The sequence below is a fragment of the Streptomyces prunicolor genome, assembly GCF_045162825.1.
GTDB lineage: Bacteria > Actinomycetota > Actinomycetes > Streptomycetales > Streptomycetaceae > Streptomyces > Streptomyces prunicolor.
Genome location: NZ_CP108676.1, coordinates 2,511,351 through 2,528,572, shown reverse-complemented (window position 1 = coordinate 2,528,572; position 17,222 = coordinate 2,511,351). Strand labels below are relative to the sequence as shown.

At 68.1% G+C, this 17,222-nt stretch carries 16 protein-coding genes; 11 read left to right on the top strand and 5 right to left on the bottom strand.

Annotation, left to right across the window (positions count from 1 at the left end):
* Positions 1 to 14 precede the first annotated feature (14 nt).
* From OG588_RS11340 to OG588_RS11300, 9 genes are all read left to right on the top strand, one after another.
* Positions 15 to 1,220: a Gfo/Idh/MocA family protein gene (locus OG588_RS11340; RefSeq protein WP_405947167.1), complete on the top strand. Its 1,206-nt coding sequence runs from the start codon at positions 15 to 17 to the stop codon at positions 1,218 to 1,220.
* Positions 1,220 to 2,065, top strand: coding sequence for a PmoA family protein (locus tag OG588_RS11335; RefSeq protein WP_405947166.1), 846 nt, complete (start codon positions 1,220 to 1,222; stop codon positions 2,063 to 2,065). Before OG588_RS11340 ends, OG588_RS11335 begins: the two co-directional genes overlap by 1 nt.
* Positions 2,066 to 2,073: 8 nt before the next feature.
* A complete protein-coding gene (locus tag OG588_RS11330) occupies positions 2,074 to 3,585 on the top strand; it encodes a family 43 glycosylhydrolase (protein ID WP_405947165.1) in 1,512 nt (503 codons plus the stop codon).
* Between the two features lie 140 nt (positions 3,586 to 3,725).
* The gene (locus OG588_RS11325; RefSeq protein WP_405947164.1) at positions 3,726 to 5,063 is read left to right on the top strand and encodes an ABC transporter substrate-binding protein; all 1,338 of its coding nucleotides are present in this window, start codon (positions 3,726 to 3,728) and stop codon (positions 5,061 to 5,063) included.
* Positions 5,064 to 5,169: 106 nt separating this feature from the next.
* On the top strand, positions 5,170 to 5,955 hold the full coding sequence (locus OG588_RS11320; RefSeq protein WP_405947163.1) for a rhamnogalacturonan acetylesterase: 786 nt from the start codon (positions 5,170 to 5,172) through the stop codon (positions 5,953 to 5,955).
* Between the two features lie 17 nt (positions 5,956 to 5,972).
* A complete protein-coding gene (locus OG588_RS11315) occupies positions 5,973 to 7,283 on the top strand; it encodes a polysaccharide lyase family 1 protein (protein WP_405947162.1) in 1,311 nt (436 codons plus the stop codon).
* 24 nt (positions 7,284 to 7,307) lie between these two features.
* Positions 7,308 to 8,474: a pectinesterase family protein gene (locus tag OG588_RS11310; protein WP_405947161.1), complete on the top strand. Its 1,167-nt coding sequence runs from the start codon at positions 7,308 to 7,310 to the stop codon at positions 8,472 to 8,474.
* A 7-nt stretch (positions 8,475 to 8,481) separates the two neighbouring features.
* Positions 8,482 to 9,543: a pectinesterase family protein gene (locus tag OG588_RS11305; RefSeq protein ID WP_405953093.1), complete on the top strand. Its 1,062-nt coding sequence runs from the start codon at positions 8,482 to 8,484 to the stop codon at positions 9,541 to 9,543.
* A gap of 31 nt (positions 9,544 to 9,574) precedes the next feature.
* Positions 9,575 to 10,678, top strand: coding sequence for a right-handed parallel beta-helix repeat-containing protein (locus tag OG588_RS11300; protein ID WP_405953092.1), 1,104 nt, complete (start codon positions 9,575 to 9,577; stop codon positions 10,676 to 10,678).
* 70 nt (positions 10,679 to 10,748) lie between these two features.
* On the opposite strand, the gene OG588_RS11295 is transcribed toward OG588_RS11300, so the two are convergent.
* Together OG588_RS11295 and OG588_RS11290 are read right to left on the bottom strand one after the other, a co-directional pair.
* Positions 10,749 to 11,015, bottom strand: coding sequence for a hypothetical protein (locus OG588_RS11295; protein ID WP_405947160.1), 267 nt, complete (start codon positions 11,013 to 11,015; stop codon positions 10,749 to 10,751).
* Between the two features lie 117 nt (positions 11,016 to 11,132).
* Positions 11,133 to 11,276, bottom strand: a complete 144-nt coding sequence (locus OG588_RS11290; protein WP_405947159.1) for a hypothetical protein — start codon at positions 11,274 to 11,276, stop codon at positions 11,133 to 11,135.
* Positions 11,277 to 11,478: 202 nt separating this feature from the next.
* Between OG588_RS11290 and OG588_RS11285 the strand changes: the two genes are divergently transcribed.
* Positions 11,479 to 12,270: an HAD family acid phosphatase gene (locus OG588_RS11285; RefSeq protein ID WP_317770391.1), complete on the top strand. Its 792-nt coding sequence runs from the start codon at positions 11,479 to 11,481 to the stop codon at positions 12,268 to 12,270.
* On the opposite strand, the gene OG588_RS11280 is transcribed toward OG588_RS11285, so the two are convergent.
* Complete coding sequence (locus tag OG588_RS11280) at positions 12,267 to 14,495, bottom strand: family 43 glycosylhydrolase (protein ID WP_405947158.1); 2,229 nt, start codon at positions 14,493 to 14,495, stop codon at positions 12,267 to 12,269. The genes OG588_RS11285 and OG588_RS11280 overlap by 4 nt on opposite strands.
* A gap of 250 nt (positions 14,496 to 14,745) precedes the next feature.
* Between OG588_RS11280 and OG588_RS11275 the strand changes: the two genes are divergently transcribed.
* Positions 14,746 to 15,900 (top strand): right-handed parallel beta-helix repeat-containing protein, encoded by a 1,155-nt coding sequence (locus OG588_RS11275; protein ID WP_405947157.1) that lies wholly within the window; start codon positions 14,746 to 14,748, stop codon positions 15,898 to 15,900.
* A gap of 69 nt (positions 15,901 to 15,969) precedes the next feature.
* Here the strand turns inward: OG588_RS11275 and OG588_RS11270 are convergent, their stop codons facing one another.
* Together OG588_RS11270 and OG588_RS11265 are read right to left on the bottom strand one after the other, a co-directional pair.
* Positions 15,970 to 16,278 carry a hypothetical protein gene (locus tag OG588_RS11270; protein ID WP_405947156.1) on the bottom strand — a complete coding sequence of 103 codons (309 nt, stop codon included), beginning with the start codon at positions 16,276 to 16,278 and terminating at the stop codon, positions 15,970 to 15,972.
* A complete protein-coding gene (locus OG588_RS11265) occupies positions 16,263 to 17,171 on the bottom strand; it encodes an alpha/beta hydrolase (RefSeq protein WP_405947155.1) in 909 nt (302 codons plus the stop codon). Before OG588_RS11265 ends, OG588_RS11270 begins: the two co-directional genes overlap by 16 nt.
* Positions 17,172 to 17,222 lie beyond the last annotated feature (51 nt).

The window sequence follows — 17,222 nt, the reverse complement described above, 5'->3', positions numbered from 1 at the left end:
GCAGGGAGAATCCCATGACCACCAACACCGGTCCTACGACCGTCACCACACCCGCGGCTACGGCAGTCACCGCGCCCCTCGCCCCGCCCGTCTCCGTCGTCCTCGCCGGCGCCCGGGGCCACGGCCGCTGGCACGTCGAGAACATCCGCCGGCTCCAGGACAAGGGCCTCGTACGCCTCGTCGGCATCTGCGAGCTGACCCCGCTGACCGAGGAGGAGTTCGGCGGCGAACTCCCCGCGCAGTCACCGGACTTCGGCGCCCTCCTCGACTCCACCGGCGCCCAGGTCGCCGTGGTCTGCACCCCGATCCCGACCCACACGGACCTCGCCCTGGCCGCCGCGAAGCGAGGCGTGCACCTGCTGCTGGAGAAGCCGCCCGCGCCCTCGTACGCCGAGTTCCGCCGGATGGCCGACGGGGTCGCAGCGGCCGGGGTGGCCTGCCAGATCGGGTTCCAGTCGCTCGGCTCGCACGCCGTGCCCGCGATCCGCGAGCTGATCGCCAAGGGCACGATCGGCACGCTGACCGGCGTCGGCGGCGCCGGTGCCTGGGCCCGCGACGAGGCGTACTACCGACGCGCCCCCTGGGCGGGCAAGCGGCGCCTGAACGGCGTCGACGTGATCGACGGCGCCCTCACCAACCCCCTCGCGCATGCCGTGGCCACTGCCCTCGCCCTCAACGGCACGACCCGCGCCGAGGACGTGACCTGTATCGAGACGGAACTCGTGCGCGCCAACGACATCGAGTCCGACGACACCTCCTGCGTCCGCGTCACCACCGTGCAGGGCCGCCCGGTCACCGTCGCGGTGACCCTGTGTGCCGAACACCCCGGCGAGCCCTACGTGCTGGTGCACGGCAGCGAGGGCCGGATCACCTACTGGTACAAGCAGGACCGCGCCCTGCTCCAGCGAGCGGGCCACGGCCCCGAGGAGTTCGAGTACGGCAGCACGGACCTGCTGGAGAACCTGGTCGCCCATCTCACCGACGGCGACGAGCTGTTGGTCGAACCGGACGCGACAGGCGCGTTCATGAAGGTCGTCGAGGCGATCCGCGAGGCTCCCGACCCGGACCGACTCCCCACCGATGCCTGGCACTTGCTGACCGCCGAGAACCGCCGGGTCGTCCCCGGCATCGACGCACTGGTCACGGCGGCGGCCGACACCCTCGCCCTCTACTCCGAGCTGGGCGCCTCCTGGGCCCCACCGAAAGAGGTGAGCACCTGATGATCACCCACGACACCCCGGTGCTGCGCGTCGCGGGCCGCCCGGTCGCCCGGTACGTCACCAGGCCCGAGCTGCCCGAGCGGCTCTCCCCGCGCCCGTATCTGCACCCCGTCACCACCCTGGCCGGCACGGCGGTCACCGAACTCAGCCCCGTCGACCACACCCACCACCTCGGCGTCGGTGTCGCCGTTCCCGACGTCGAGGGGCACAACTTCTGGGGCGGCCGAACGTACGTACACGACCAGGGCCCCACGGAACTGGACAACCACGGCGCCCAACGCCACTCCACCTTCCAACTCCGCGACCCCGACGGCTTCGTGGAGGAACTGCGCTGGATGGCCTCCGGCGCCGAGCTGCTGCGCGAGCGCCGTACGGTCGCGGCCACCGAACTCACCGACACGGCATGGGCGTTGGACTTCACGTTCTCCCTCACCAACGTGACCCCGACCCCGCTTTCCATGGGCAGCCCCGCCACCAACGGCCGCCCCGGAGCCGCGTACGGCGGCTTCTTCTGGCGGGCCCGCAAGGAGGCGGAGACGCCGCAGGTCTTCACCGCGGACCGCGAGGGCGAACTGGAGATCCACGGCACCCGCGCCGACTGGCTCGCGCTCGCCGGTACCGGCTGGACGCTGGTCTTCGCCGGCGCCACGGACCGCTCCCGCCAGGACCCGTGGTTCGTCCGCACCGCCGAATACCCGGGCGTGGGCGCGTCGTTGGCCTCGGCCGAACGGCTGCCGATACCGCCCGGCGACACGGTCGTACGGCGCGTCGTCACCATCGTCGCGGACGGCCGCCTGGACCCGGGCGAGGCGTCGGTGCTGGTGCGGAAGGCGGTCAGCCAGTGACTCGGCCGGTGACCCACGAGACGTACACGAACCCCGTCCTGAACGCCGACTGGTCCGACCCGGACGTCATCCGCGTCGGCGACGACTTCTACCTCACCGCGTCCAGCTTCGGCCGCGTACCGGGCCTGCCGCTGCTCCACTCCCGCGACCTGGTCAACTGGACCCTGATCGGCCACGCCCTCCAACGCCTGGAACCGGAACGGGAGTTCAGGACCACACGGCACGACTGCGGCGTGTGGGCACCGGCGTTGAGGTACCACGACGAACGCTTCTGGATCTTCTGGGGCGACCCCGACCAGGGCATCTTCCAGATCAACGCCCCCGAGATACGCGGCCCTTGGACCCGCCCGCACCTCCTCAAAGAGGGCAAGGGCCTCATCGACCCGTGCCCGCTGTGGGACGACGACAACGACGAGGCCTACCTCGTCCACGCCTGGGCCAAGTCCCGCGCGGGCATCAAGAACCGCCTCACCGGCCACCGTATGCACCCCGACGGCACGACCCTGCTCGACGACGGCAAGGTGATCGTCGACGCCGACCGCATCCCCGGCTGGTTCACCCTGGAGGGCCCCAAGGTCCACCAACACGACGGCTGGTACTGGATCTTCGCCCCCGCCGGGGGAGTCGAGACCGGCTGGCAGGGCGCGTTCCGCTCACGCGGATTCTTCGGTCCGTACGAGGAAAGGGTCGTCCTGGAGCAGCGGAACACCGACGTCAACGGCCCCCACCAGGGCGCGTGGGTGCGCACCCCGTCCGGCGAGGACTGGTTCCTGCACTTCCAACAGCGGGGCGCCTACGGCCGGTTGGTCCACCTCCAGCCGATGCGCTGGGGCGCCGACGGCTGGCCGGTCGTCGGCGACGCGGGCGCCCCCGTAGCCGTACACCGGAAGCCCGACCTCCCGCCGCAGCCGCCCGCCGCGCCCGCCACCGACGACGACTTCCCCGGCGGACGGTACGGCCGCCAGTGGCAGTGGACGGCGAACCCGCAGGACGGCTGGGCCACCCACCACTCAGGCGACGGCCTACGCCTGACCTGCGCCCGCACGGCCGACGCGCACGACCTGCGCAGGCTCCCGAATCTCCTCACCCAGCGCCTGCCCGCCACGCCCGTCGCCGTCGAGGTCGAACTGCGGCTGCACAGCGAGGAGTTGGGGGCGCGAGCCGGACTCGCGGTGCTCGGCGACGCGTACAGCTGGATCGGGCTGGAGCGGGGCGCGGACGGAAGGGTGATGTTCGTCCACCGCTTCGCGGAGCCCGTCGCCGAGCGCGAACGCGACGCGGGGGAGCCGTGCCTCGCCCCCGAGGGCCGCGTCCGGCTGCGCATCGAGATCGGCACCGGGGCGCGCTGCCGTTTCTTCTACGACGTCGGGGGCGGGCCGCGTGCGACCGGCCAGGTCTTCGCCGCCACCCCCTGGCGCTGGGTCGGCGCCCTGCTCGGGCTCTTCTCGCTCGCGCCCGTCGGCACGGGACATGCCGGCGCGGCCACGTTCACGCGGTTCCGGATCAGTTCTCTCCAGTAACTCGTCCTGTTCAGTCGCTCCGTTGACTCGCCCTGCCCGTACGCCTGTTGGGAGTCGCAATGACGCACCTCCGTGGCAAGCGCTTGCCCACCGCCCGCGAGGCGATCACACCGTCGTATCCACAAGAAGAGAGCCGCTCTATGAAGACCAGCATCCGCAGAAGCAGGCGTGCCGCCGTGGCCGTCGCCCTGGGCTCCGTGCTCGCGCTGACCGCCACCGCGTGCGGCGACGACGGCAGCGGCGCCGCGGGGGACAAGGGCGACGAGGGGTCCGGCAAGGGCACGATCACCTTCTGGGACAACAACGGCGGTGTCCGCACCGACATCTGGAAGCAGATCATCGCGGACTTCGAGAAGAAGAACCCCGACATCAAGGTCAAGTACGTCGGGATACCGGCCGCGAGCGCCCAGTCCAAGTACGACACCGCGATCCAGGGCGGCGGGCTGCCCGACGTCGGCGGTGTGGGGACGGCCGTGCTCGCGGAGGTAGCGGTGCAGGGGGCGTTGGAGCCGTTGGACAGCCGGCTCAAGTCGAGTTCCCTGAACGGGAAGTTGAGCCAGAACCTGCTCGACGTCAGCAAGAGCGCGGGGGGTGGGGACACGCTGTACCAGATTCCTACCTCCGCCAACAATGGGACCTTGTGGTACCGCACCGATCTGTTCAAGGCGGCGGGGTTGGACGCGCCGACCACCTGGTCGAAGTTCTACGCCGCCGCGGACAAGCTCACCGACAAGGCGAAGAACAAGTTCGGGTTCACCATTCGGGGTGGCGAGGGTTCGATCGCGCCCGCGTTGGACGCGGTGTACGGGCAGACCGGGATCACGTCCTTCTGGAACGGGGACAAGACCACGGTCAATGACCCGAAGAATGTTGCCGCGTTGGCGAAGTACGTCGGGCTGTTCAAGAAGGACACGCCGTCCGCCGACCTCAACAACGACTTCACGAAAATGGTCGCGCAGTGGGACAGCGGCACGATCGGGATGCTGAGTCACAACCTCGGGTCCTATCAGGATCACCTGAAGGCGTTGGGCGCGGACAAGTTCAAGGGCATTCCCAATCCGACGCTGGACGACGGTACGCGGGTGCAGATCTCCAACCCCGTTGACGGGCTCAGTCTGTTCAAGTCCAGCAAGAACAAGGAAGCGGCCTGGAAGTTCATCGAGTTCGCGGTGTCCGCGGCGGAGAACTCGAAGTACAACGAGTCGGCGGGGCAGGTGCCGGCCAACACGGATGCGGCCGGTGCGGCCTGGATTCAGAAGTCCGAGCCCACGGAGTTGGCTGCGGCGGCGTTGAACGGGGCGTCCACGAAGATTGTGCAGCTGCCGTATTACCTGCCGGACTGGAACACGATCTCCAAGGCGGACAACGAGCCGAACTTCCAGAAGCTGTTGCTGGGGAAGATGACGGCGAAGGAGTTTCTGGACACGTTGGCCGACCAGTTGAACAAGGCTCAGGCGGACTGGAAGCAGAACCACTGATTCGGGTGGTTGCGGATTGTGGGGGACTGCCGACCCGTTGTGGCTGGCCGCGCAGTTCCCCGCGCCCCTAAAGACATGCACCTCAGCTGCGTTGAAAGGCACCCCTGTGTCCTTAAGTCGTAGACAGGTCACTCTTGCGGCGCTTGCCGCCGTTCCTCTTCGCCTGGGCGGGCGGAAGGACCGCACTCTTTACATTGCCGGTGATTCCACGGCTGCCCAGAAGTACATCCCCGAAGCGCCCGAAACCGGGTGGGGAATGGCCCTCCCCTTCTTCCTGCGGAAGGGCGTGAAGGTCTCCAACCAGGCGGTGAATGGCCGGAGTTCCAAGAGTTTCGTCGACGAGGGACGGCTGGACGCGATTCTCGCCGACATCCGGCCCGGCGATCTCCTCCTCATCCAGTTCGCGCACAACGACGAGAAGATCGCCGACCCCATCCGGTACACCGAGCCCTGGACGACCTACCAGGACTATCTGCGGATGTACATCGACGGGGCCCGAGGCCGTGGCGCCCGGCCCGTGCTCGCCACCCCCGTCGAGCGGCGCAGGTTCGACGTCGACGGCAACGCGCTGCCGACGCACGGGGATTACCCGGGGGCGATGCGGGCGCTCGCCCAACAGGAACGTGTCGCGCTGCTCGACATCGAGGCGTTGTCGCTCGCGTTGTGGCAGCGGCTCGGGGTCGAGGAGACGAAGGTCTACTTCAACTGGACCGACACCGAGCAGGACAACACGCACTTCAATCCGCCCGGTGCGATCGCCGTGGCGCGGCTCGTGGCGCGGGAGTTGCTGCGCACCCGGGTGCTCGCGTCACGTGAGTTCGTCCGGCTGCACGACGAGATTCCCCCGTCCTGGATCACCTGGCCCGAGGCGAGCGACGCCTCGGACGCGTAGGCAAGGAGACCCGCACGATGCGCACACAGAAATGTCATGGACGTGTCATAGCAACGCTGGTGGGCTGCACCGCCCTGGCCCTCGCCGTCACCACGACCACGGCCCAGGCCCATCCGCGCGCCCTCGACCGGCAGACCCTCGGCGCCGGTGACGGCTGGGGCTCCTACGGCACCGGCACCAGCGGTGGTGCGAGCGCGACCGCCGAGCACGTCTACACCGTCACCAACTGGGCTGATTTCAAGGCCGCGTTGGCCGCCGGCGGCAGCGCGCCGAAGATCATCAGAGTGAAGGGCGTGATCGACGCCAACGCCGAGGGCTGCGACTCCTTCGCCGCGCCCGGCTACGACTTCGCGCAGTACCTCGCCACCTACGACCCCGCAGTCTGGGGCTACGACCAGAACCTCGACAACGAACCCGCCGACAGCCCCGAGGGCCTGCGCCGCGTCTCCGGCGCCAACCAGAACACCGCCATCAAGGCCTTCATCCCCGCCAATACCACTCTCATCGGTATCGGGAAGAACGCCGGCTTCAAGGGCGCCAGCCTCCAGATCACGGCCGTCGACAACGTCATCGTCCGGAACCTCTCGTTCGAGAGCCCGCTCGACTGCTTCCCGCAGTGGGACCCGACCGACGGGGACACGGGCAACTGGAACTCCGAGTACGACAGCGCCGTCATCTACGGCTCCACGCATGTGTGGTTGGACCACGACTCGTTCACCGACGGCGACCACCCGGACAGCACGCTGCCCACCTACTTCGGGCGGATCTTCGAGCAGCACGACGGCGAACTCGACATCGTCAAGGGCGCCGACTACGTCACCGCCTCCTGGAACGTCTTCGGCGACCACGACAAGACGATCCTCATCGGTAACAGCGACAGCGCCTCCACCGCCGCGGTCGACCGGGGTCACCTGAAGGTGACACTCCACCACAACCTGTTCTCCAACCTGGTCGAGCGCGCACCCCGGGTCCGCTTCGGTCAAGTGGACTCCTACAACAACCACTTCGTCGCCGAGCCCGGATACGGCTACAGCTACGGCATCGGCCTGGAGTCCCAACTCGTCGCGGAACACAACGCGTTCACCGTCCCGGCCGGCATCTCCGAGGCCACGATCCTCAAGAAGTGGTCCGAGGCGCCGCTCACCGCCGACGACAACTACGTCAACGGCGAGCTCACCGACCTGATCGCCGTCCACAACGCCGGTGTGCCCACGGAGATCCTCCAGTCCGGCGCGGGCTGGACACCGACCCTGCGCACGAAGATCGACCCCGCGAGGGCCGTGCCGTACGTCGTCGACCACAACGCCGGTGCGGGTCGCCTGCGCTGACCCTCCGTCATAAGGAGCACCCGCATGCCCTCGCCCGACCACCTCCAACGCCCCTTGTCCAGACGGGGGTTCCTCGCCGCGGGCACCGTCGCCGCCGGCGCCGCGCTCGGCCTCGTTTCCGGACCCGCCCAGGCCGCCGGCCGGCCGCGCCCGTTCGGCCGGTACGGTTCACCGGCCGCGCGCCTGACCCCGCTCACCCTGTACGTCGACCCGCGCGGCCGGGGCGACTTCACCACCGTCCGGGGAGCCGTGTCGGCCGCGACCACCGCCGGATACACCCTGGTCATCGCCCCCGGCGTCTACCGCGAGACGGTCATCGCCGGAGTCACCGACCCGACCACCGGCCAACTCACCGACGCCGCGACGGAGATGACCTGGCTCGGCGCGAGCGAGAATCCGCGTGATGTCGTGATCGTCTACGACAACGCCAACGGGACGCAGAAACCCGATGGTTCGGGTACCTACGGCACCACCGGCTCGGCCACGACGACCATCCGCACCGACGGCTTCACCGCCCGCCGGATCACCTTCGCCAACGACTGGCTGCGCGCCGACCACCCCGACATCACCGGCACACAGGCGGTCGCGATCAAGGTGCAGGGCGATCGTTCGGCGTTCTTCGACTGCCACTTCCTCGGCCATCAAGACACCCTGTACGCCGACTCGTTGGCCCTCGGCGTCTTCGCCCGTCAGTACTACGCGCGCTGTTACATCGAGGGAGACGTCGACTTCGTCTTCGGGCGGGCGACCGCCGTCTACGACCACTGCCACTTCCGCACGCTCGACCGCACCGACCTGGCGACGGCACCGTACGGCTTCGTCTTCGCGCCCTCCACGGCGGTCGCGAACCCGCGCGGATATCTGGTGACGCACAGCCGCGTGAGCAGTGAAGCCCCGGGCGGCTACTACAAGTTGGCCCGTCCCTGGGTGCCCGGCTCGGACACCACCGCCCATCCGATGCTTACCGTGCGGGAGACGGCTCTGGGTCCGGGGATCGACGCGGTGGCGCCGTACACCAACATGTCGGACACCTATCCCTGGCAGAGCCAGCGGTTCGCCGAGTACCGCAACACGGGCCCGGGTGCCGTCATCAGCGTTCCGGGGAACCGGCCCCAACTCACCGCCGAACAGGCCGCGTCGGCGACCCGCGAGGGGTATCTCGGCGACTGGACACCCGGGCGGAGGCGCTGAGATGACCCTGCGCAGACGCACGCTTCTGACGGGAATGGCAGGAATGGCGGGGCTGACCGGAATCGGCGGTGGTCTGGTGGCCGCCGGTGCCGGGCCCGCCGTAGCGCTCGACCGTCGTCATGTCCTGCACGTCCGGCCCGGTGACTCGGTGCAGGCGGCCTTGGACGCGGTGGAGGGCGGCGGCTGGACGATCGTCGTGCACCCGGGGACGTACCGCGAAGTCGTCAACGTGCCTGCGGAGGTCGGCGAGTTGACGTTGCGCGGCGCCACTCGTGATCCGCGTGACGTCGTCATCGTCTACGACAACGCCAACGGGACGCAGAAACCGGACGGTTCGGGGACGTACGGGACGGCGGGCTCCGCGACGTTCACCTCGGCGGCGCCCGGGCTGACCGTGCGCGACCTGACCCTCGCCAACGACTGGCTGCGCGCGGACCATCCGGAGATCACGGGGACGCAGGCGGTGGCCGCGTATGTGACGGGGGACCGTTCGCGGTTCTCGAACGTCCGCCTGCTGGCCCACCAGGACACGCTGTTCGTCGACACGACGGCGCTGGAGGCCTTCAACCGGCAGTACTTCTCCGGCTGTTACATCGAGGGGGACGTCGACTTCGTCTTCGGGCGGGCCACGGCGGTCTTCGTGGACTGCCACTTCCACACCCTCCAACGGGACGTTGCCTTCACGCCCAAGGGCATGGTCTTCGCCCCGTCCACCGCCCGTGCCAACCCGTACGGCATCCTCGCGGTCCGTTCGCGGATCACCTCCGGCGCCGAGGACGCCGCCTACAAGCTGGCCCGGCCGTGGGTCCCGTCGTACGAGACGACGGCCTGGCCGTCCCTCGTCGTGCGGGACACCCGGATCGGGCCCGGCATCGACCCGGTCGCGCCCTACACGAACATGCGCGACGCCTACCCCTGGCAGTCGATGCGCTTCCACGAGTACCGCAACACGGGACCGGGCTCCGTGATCACCGTCCCGGAGAACCGGCCCCAACTCACGCCCGCCGAGGCCGACTTGCACACCCTTGCCGCCTACCTCGGTGACTGGCGACCCGTACGCCCACTCTGATCGACGAAAGGACCCGCACGTCATGCGTCGTATCAGCACCTTCACCGCGCTCGCCGTGACCACGGCCTCGCTCGGACTCGCCGTGATCGCCACCCCGGCACACGCGGCGACCGTCGTGGTCAGCAACTCCACCGATCTGACCAGCGCCATCAAGAACGCCACCGCCGGCACGGTCATCCAGGTCCGCGCCGGCACCTACTACCCGACGGCCACCCTCCAGTCGACGACCAACGGCACCTCCTCCGCGCCGATCACCCTCACCGCGTACGGCTCGGAGACGGTCAAGATCGACGGCTCGTCGCTGCCGTCCGGGTCGTGGATCTTCAAGCTGACCGCCGACTACTGGAACGTCTCCAACCTCACCTTCCAGAACTCCCCGGACAGCGCGGTCGTCTGCCAGTCCTGCACCGGCACCAACTGGAGCAACGTCAAGACCATCAACGGCGGCGACTCCGGCTTCACGCTCACCGGCGACGGCACGGTGAACAACACCGTCAAGAACCTTGACTCGTACGGTAATTACGATGCCGCGACGCACGGCCAGAACGCGGACGGGGTCGCCATCAAGTTCGGCTCAGGCACCGGCAACCTCGTCACCGGCGCCCGCCTGTACAACAACTCGGACGACGGCATCGACCTCTGGTCCTTCTCGTCGCCGGTCACCATCGAGCACAGCTGGTCCTTCGGCAACGGGATCAACCGCTGGGGCGACTCCGCCTTCGAGGGCAACGGCAACGGCTACAAGCTGGGCGGCAACGGCGTCACCGTCGCCCACGTCGTCAACAACTCGGCCGCCTGGGGGAATTCGGGCAACGGGTTCACCGAGAACTCCAACACCGGCGCCATCGTCATCAACCGCACCACCGCGTACGCCAACAGCGGCTCGGGCTACTACTTCGCCACCAGCTCCGCCAAACTCGGCAAGAACCTCGCGGTGAGCAACGGCGGCGGTTCGGTGAGCAAGGGTTCCGCGGTCACCTCGTCCGGCAACAACTGGGACTCCGGCATCTCCACCCCGTCCTTCGTCTCCACGGACGCGTCGACGACGTACAACGCCCGCTCGTCCAGCGGCACACTCCCGTCCACGACCTTCCTGACGACGGGGAGCACGACGATCGGCGCGACGATGAACTGACGTCATGAACTGAGGTGTGGTGTGGGCTCGGCCGAGATGCCGCAGAAGGTCGGCCGAGCCCGCGCCGGCACTAGGCGGACAGGTGCCACAGGGCATACGCCACGACCAGGAGGAGCAGCCCCGCGCCCGCCATGACGACACCCAGGAACCGCAGATAGCCGACGGTCGCGAAAACGGTGGGCGAACCACCGAGGCGCCCCACCGCCGCCCATGCCGCCTCGTTCTTGCGCCGGATCCGTTCGGACCTCCGCGTGGTGATCCCCCGCACATCGAAGGCCCAGCTCAATCCGCACCACAGAGCCAGCAGACCGCCCAGGGCGAAGACGATGTCGATCACGTTCTCGGTTCTCCTTCGGTGATGTGTTCTGTGTCAGCGGTCGCCGACCGCAGCTTCCCGGAGTCGGCCTCCGGCCACCACAGGCCCAGATCCAGCAGGATCTTCCGGGCCTCGTCCTCACCGCTCACCGGCACCGTCCGCATCGGTGACCTTCACTTCGGTGAACATCCCGGCGGTCAACTCGTCGTTGTCGACATGACCGTCCGCCACGTCGGCGGTCTTGATGTCGAGCACCTTGGCCGGGTCGTTGCCGTCACCCATCGCGCGTTCCCCCGTTCGCAGTCGCGTCCACGACGGTAGGGGAGGCCCGCCAAGAGAAGGTCAAGTGAGGCCCATGCGCGGGTAATCACCCGCCCTGTGGATTGCATATCGATCGGATAACGCTCCTCGCGCCCGGCGCGTGATGCGCGTAGACAGTCCCTGACCTGGTGCATCACCCATCGGAACCAGATCCGGAGATTCCATGCGGAAGTCCCTTAGAGCGGCCGCCCTCGGCGCCGCCTGTGTCGTCGCCGGTGCCGCCCTGTACGGCAGTGGCGTCGCCACCGCCGGTCAGTCGACGGCGAACTCGACGCACGAGCCGTACAACATCGGCCTGTTGACGAAGGACATCGACACCTACTACGGCACCGCGCTCGACAGCGGTGGCGTCTACCAGGCCTCGGCGACCAGCCCGTACGCCAAGGACCTGGCGCGCATCGACGCGTCGGCGAAGAAGTACATAGACGAGGCCGTGCGCAAGCACCACAAGGGCGTCAAGCCCGCGGTCGTCTTCGACATCGACGACACGCTGCTGCTCAGCCTCGACTACGAGAAGAAGAACAACTACGGCTACAGCTCGGCCACTTGGGCCGCGTACGTCGCCCAGGCCAACCGCCCGGAGGTCTTCGGCACCCCCGAGCTGGTCAAGTACGCCGCGTCCAAGGGCGTCACGGTGTTCTACAACTCGGGTCTCAGCGAGGCGCAGCGCACCTACGCGGTCGACAACCTGAAGAAGGTCGGCGCCGACGTCAACCTCGACGCCGACCACATGTTCCTCAAGAACACGGCCAACCCGCCGTCGTACTTGAGCGGTTGCGCGACCGCCGGTACCTGGACCTGCACCACCGTGCAGTACAAGTCCGGCACCAGGAAGCACATCGAGGACCTCGGGTACAACATCATCGCCAACTTCGGCGACCAGTACTCGGACCTCGACGGGGGCTACGCCGACAAGACGTACAAGATCCCGAACCCGACCTACTTCGTCAGCTAGTCCGTACGGGTCGTCCGTACGGGGCTGACCGACCCGAGGGTGGGCACCACCGGCAGGATCGTGCCGTCCGCCGCGAAGCGCAGGCGGTCGATCGTGGTCTCCCGGTGGGTGCCGTCCCCACCAGGCTTTCCCGGCCCGTTCAGGGCGAACCGGTGATAGACGATGTACCAGTCGTCGGTCCCCGGAGCGTTCACCACGGAGTGGTGGCCGGTGCCGAGGATGCCGTACTCGGGGTTCTTGGACAGGATCGTGCCCCGCTTGGTCCACGGACCGAGCGGGGACGGTCCCGTCGCGTAGGCCACGTGGTAGTTCTCGCTGCGGGTGTCGTCCTCGGACCACATGAAGTAGTAGGTCCCCTTGCGCTTCACCACGAAGGACCCCTCACGGAAGTCGCCCGTCGTGATGTCCTTCACCTTCGTCGCGTCGTACGACGTCATGTCCGCGTTCAGCGGCACCACGTACGCGTGCCCGTTGCCCCAGTAGAGATACGACTGCCCGTCGTCGTCCGTGAAGACGGCCGGGTCGATCATCTGGCCGCTGAACGAACCACCCTTCGCCACAAGGGGTTTGCCGAGCGCGTCCTTGAACGGGCCGGCGGGGGAGTCCGCCACCGCGACCCCGATCTGCTGCTCGGCGCAGAAGTAGAAGTAGTACTTCCCGTCGCGTTCCGCGATCGCCGGCGCCCACGCGTTCTTGTCGGCCCAGGAGACGTCGGGCCCCAGGTCGAGGATCACTCCGTGGTCCTGCCAGTGGACCAAGTCCCTTGAGGAGTAAGCCTTGAAGCTCGTCCCGCTCCAGCCCGCGTAGCCGTCGCTCGTCGGGTAGATCCAGTACTGCCCGTCGAGATAGTGCACGTCCGGATCGGCGGTCAGCCCTGGCAGCACGGGACTTCGGGTCGGCACCGCTTCCACCGTCCAGGTCCGGCTCGTCCCGTCCGCGGCCGTGACTGTGTACTGCTGTGGTGTGCGGAAGTCGCGTCGCTTGCCGGACGGCGGGCTGATCGTCGCGTCCGCGCCCATCGCGAGGGTCGGCGCCAAGTGCCTTAGATCCGCGCCGGGTTGCATCGGCAGCACGACCTTCGATGCGGCCTCCGTGACGACCGCGTACCCCTCCTGTCCGTGTGCCGTTGCGTCCACGACCGAGGTGGGGGTCGCCGGATACGCGGCCAGCAGCCGGTCGTACTCCGCCTGTGTCACCGGAAGTACCGTGCCGTGCCGGGGGCTTGCCGGCAGTTGGTAGTCCGTGGACGGGGTCCATTGGCCGGAGTCGAGGTCGGTGGTCTCGAAGGGGACGTAGCCGCGCAGCCCGTACTCGTCGACGAACAGATACCACTTCTTCTCGGTGTTGGACTTGAACACCGTCGGCCCCTCGCCCCGCTCGATCGCACCGCTGCCGACGCACTCCGAGACGAATTCGTACGACGTGGAGGTCAGCGAGGTCGACTTCTCACCGGTGATGAACTTCGAGCAGGGGGAGCTGGAGGACGGGTCGCGTTCGTCCTTGGTGTAGCGGTAGTAAGTGTCCTTGTACTTCACGACAGTTGAGTCGATGACGGAGTAACCGGGGTCGTCCCAGACCTTCGGGTCGCTGAAGGTGCGGAAGTCCTTCGTCGTCGCGTACATCATGCGGTTGTACGTCGAGCCGGTGTGGTCGGGGTCGTCGTCGGCGTACAGCTTCGACGCCCAGAAGACGACGTACTCACCGAGCGAGTCGTCCCAATAGGCCTCCGGCGCCCAGGTGCTGCCCGCGTTGTCCGGGGCCACCTGCACCAGCCGCTGGTCGGTCCAGTGGACCAGGTCGGTCGACTCCCAGATCATCACGGACTTGCTGCCGTGCCGCTGGACGTCGTCCCAACTCCCGCTGCTGTTCTGGTACATCCGCAGGTCGGTGGCGATGAGATAGAACTTGTCGCCCTTGGGGGAGCGGATCACGAACGGGTCGCGCAGCCCCCTCTCGCCGATCGTCGACGTCAGGACCGGCTTGCCCTGGTTCAACTCCCGCCAGTGCAGCGGGTCGTTGCCCCGGCTGAGGGCGTAGCGGATCTGTTCGCCGTCGGCGGTGCCCTCGCCGGTGAAGTAGGCGAAGAGGTAGCCGGCGTATTTGGGGTGGGTCACGGGCGGTGCTCCTGAGTGCGCGGTGCTGGGTGGGGCGGCGAGGAGGGCGAGGAGAAGGGTGAGGAGGGTCAGGAAGGGGAGCAGGAGGGTGCGGGCGGTGCGGGGTCGCATGGCACATCCTGTGGGGGTGTGGGGGATTCTGTTGAATGGCTGTGCCTTCGGAGTGTCACCAGTGGGGTGCGGGGCGTCAATCGGTGCGGGTGGGACGGGGCGGAGCGAAAGTTTCGGTTCCTTTCCCGGGTTCTTTTGCCGTGACCGCGGCAACCCTTTCCGGCCGCGGCGGCGACCAGGGATCAGAAACGGGCCGGGGCGGCCCCTCGGGCCCGTTTCGTCCTCATCATCCAGGAAAGGAACCAACGCCGTGCGCACGAGCACCGGACGCCACCGCAGGACCCGCACCCTCTCGATCGCCGCCGCGGTGGCCGTCGCCGCAGGGGCGGGCGGCGTCTACCTCGGCCTCAACAGCGGCGGCGCGCAAGCCGCTTCGTCGACGGTCACCGTGTCCACCACCGCCCAGCTGGAGTCGGCCGTGGCCAACGCCACGGCGGGAACCGTCATCCAGGTCAGGGCAGGCACCTACACCCCGGCCGCGACCCTCAAGTCCACGGCGAACGGCACCAGTTCGGCCCGCATCACGCTGGAGGCGTACGGCACGGAGAAGGTGAAGATCGACGGCTCCAAGCTGCCCGCGGGCCAGTGGCTGGCCGGCATCTACGGCGACTACTGGACCGTCCAGAACCTCACCTTCCAGAGTTCCCCGGCCCAGGGCTTCGTCGCGACGTCCTCCGTCGGCGGCATCTTCAAGAACCTGGTGACGGCGAACAACGGGGACTCCGGCTTCACCCTGCGCGGCGACGGCACCACGAACAACCTCGTCCAGAACCTGGACAGTTACGGCAACTACGACGCCGCAGGACATGGCCAGAACGCCGACGGCATCGCCATCAAGTTCGGCTCCGGCACCGGCAACAAGGTCACCGGCGCCCGCCTCTACAACAACTCGGACGACGGCCTCGACCTGTGGCAGTTCTCCTCGCCGGTCACCATCGAGCACTCCTGGGCGTTCGGCAACGGGAAGAACCGCTGGAACGACTCAGCCTTCGAGGGCAACGGCAACGGCTTCAAGCTCGGCGGCGGAGGCGTCTCGGTCGCACACGTCGTCAACGACAACGCGGCCTGGGACAACACCCTCAACGGCTTCACCGAGAACTCCAACACCGGCGCGATCATCCTCAACCGCAACACGGCCTACGCCAACACGGAGGCCGGCTTCTTCTTCGCCACGAGCAAGTCCCGCCTGGCCCGCAACCTCGCCGTCGGCAACAAGGGGGGCCTGGACAAGCTCGGTTCGTCGGCGGTGTCCGCGGCCAACAACTGGGACAGCGGGGTCGCGACTCCGTCCTTCAAGTCGACGGACGCGACTGCGGCGTACGGGGCGAGGTCGTCCAGCGGGACGTTGCCGACGACGACGTTCTTGACGACGGGGTCTACGACTATCGGCGCGACGATGGACTGACCTGACGCGTGAGGAGACCCCGGACCCCGTCACTGCGGGTTGACCGGGGTCTCTGCCTCGTGAGGGTCTTCAGTAGACGATCACCCTCCAGCGCTCGACCCACCGCAGCCACTCACCGCCCGTACCGCGCACCAGGACGCGACCGGCGTCCAGCTGCCAGACAGTGCCGTAGAGCGTGGCGTCGGGCAGGTCCGCCCTGACGATGTCGTAGACGTCCAGGTCATCCTCGACCGGCCGAGTCCACGCATGCGCACATTGATCGCAGAGGTAGCGGACCACATCGCAGCCACCGACAGTCGTCGGCTCGCCCAGCCGGACCGCGTGAACGAAGCACCGAGGGCATGGGTCGACAGTGTGCGCGCCTACTGTTCGGGACATCGTTCGATGCTGCTGTACGGCGACGAAGGACAGCAACCCGGGCAACCACCGATGTCGGTCCGCCACAACCAGCGCAAGGCGTCGGGGAGCAGGACACCACCGTGGTTGGGGCTGTGGCCGCCGTCACCCAGGACGAGACGGAAGTCGTAGCCGCCCTCTGCGAGCGCGGCCGCGACACGCAGGTTGGCGGCGAGCCAGTTCGCCTCGGGCTCGTTCCAGCGCAGGTCACGATGGCCCGCCTGGAGGAAGATCCGCAGCGGCTTGCGGGGAACGCGCGGAATGACTTCGGGGTACGGGTTGCCGCCTGGCATCTGCGCGAAGCTGGACAGGTACCCGATGACTCGGCGGAACTTGTCCGGGCGCAGCCACGCCGCGGTGAAGGCGCAGTTGCCGCCACTGCTGCCCCCGCAGATGCCCCAGCGATCCGGGTCTTCGGCGATCGAGTAGCGCTTCCTGACCTCGGGGATGATCTCGTTCAGGAGGAAGCCGGCATACGCATCGTCGTAGGCGTCGTACTCGGTGTTGCGGTTCTTCGGATGCTCGGCGTCGGGGAAGACGCCGGGGTCGACGAACACGCCGATGGTGACCGGGATGTCCCCACGGTGGACGAGGTTGTCCAGGACTGTCGCGCCACGGACCTCCCCTGTGGGGTCCAGGTACCACCACCCGTCCTGGAACACCATCAGCGACGCCGGCTCGGCGGGGTCGTACCGCGCGGGCACATGGACCCAGAACTTCCGCGACGTGCCCGGGTAGATCGCGCTGTCGTTCCAGTCGAACTCGATCGTCTCCCCGACGGGCACGTCCGGCTGTGGAGCCGAGTCGGGGCCGTGGGCATAGCGAACGTCCGCCTGATCAACCAGAATTGGCTGGTAGGGCACCTCGATCGTCACGCGGGCCAACATAGGAGAGACCGCGACCGTCTCAAAGGGATTTAGGACCTG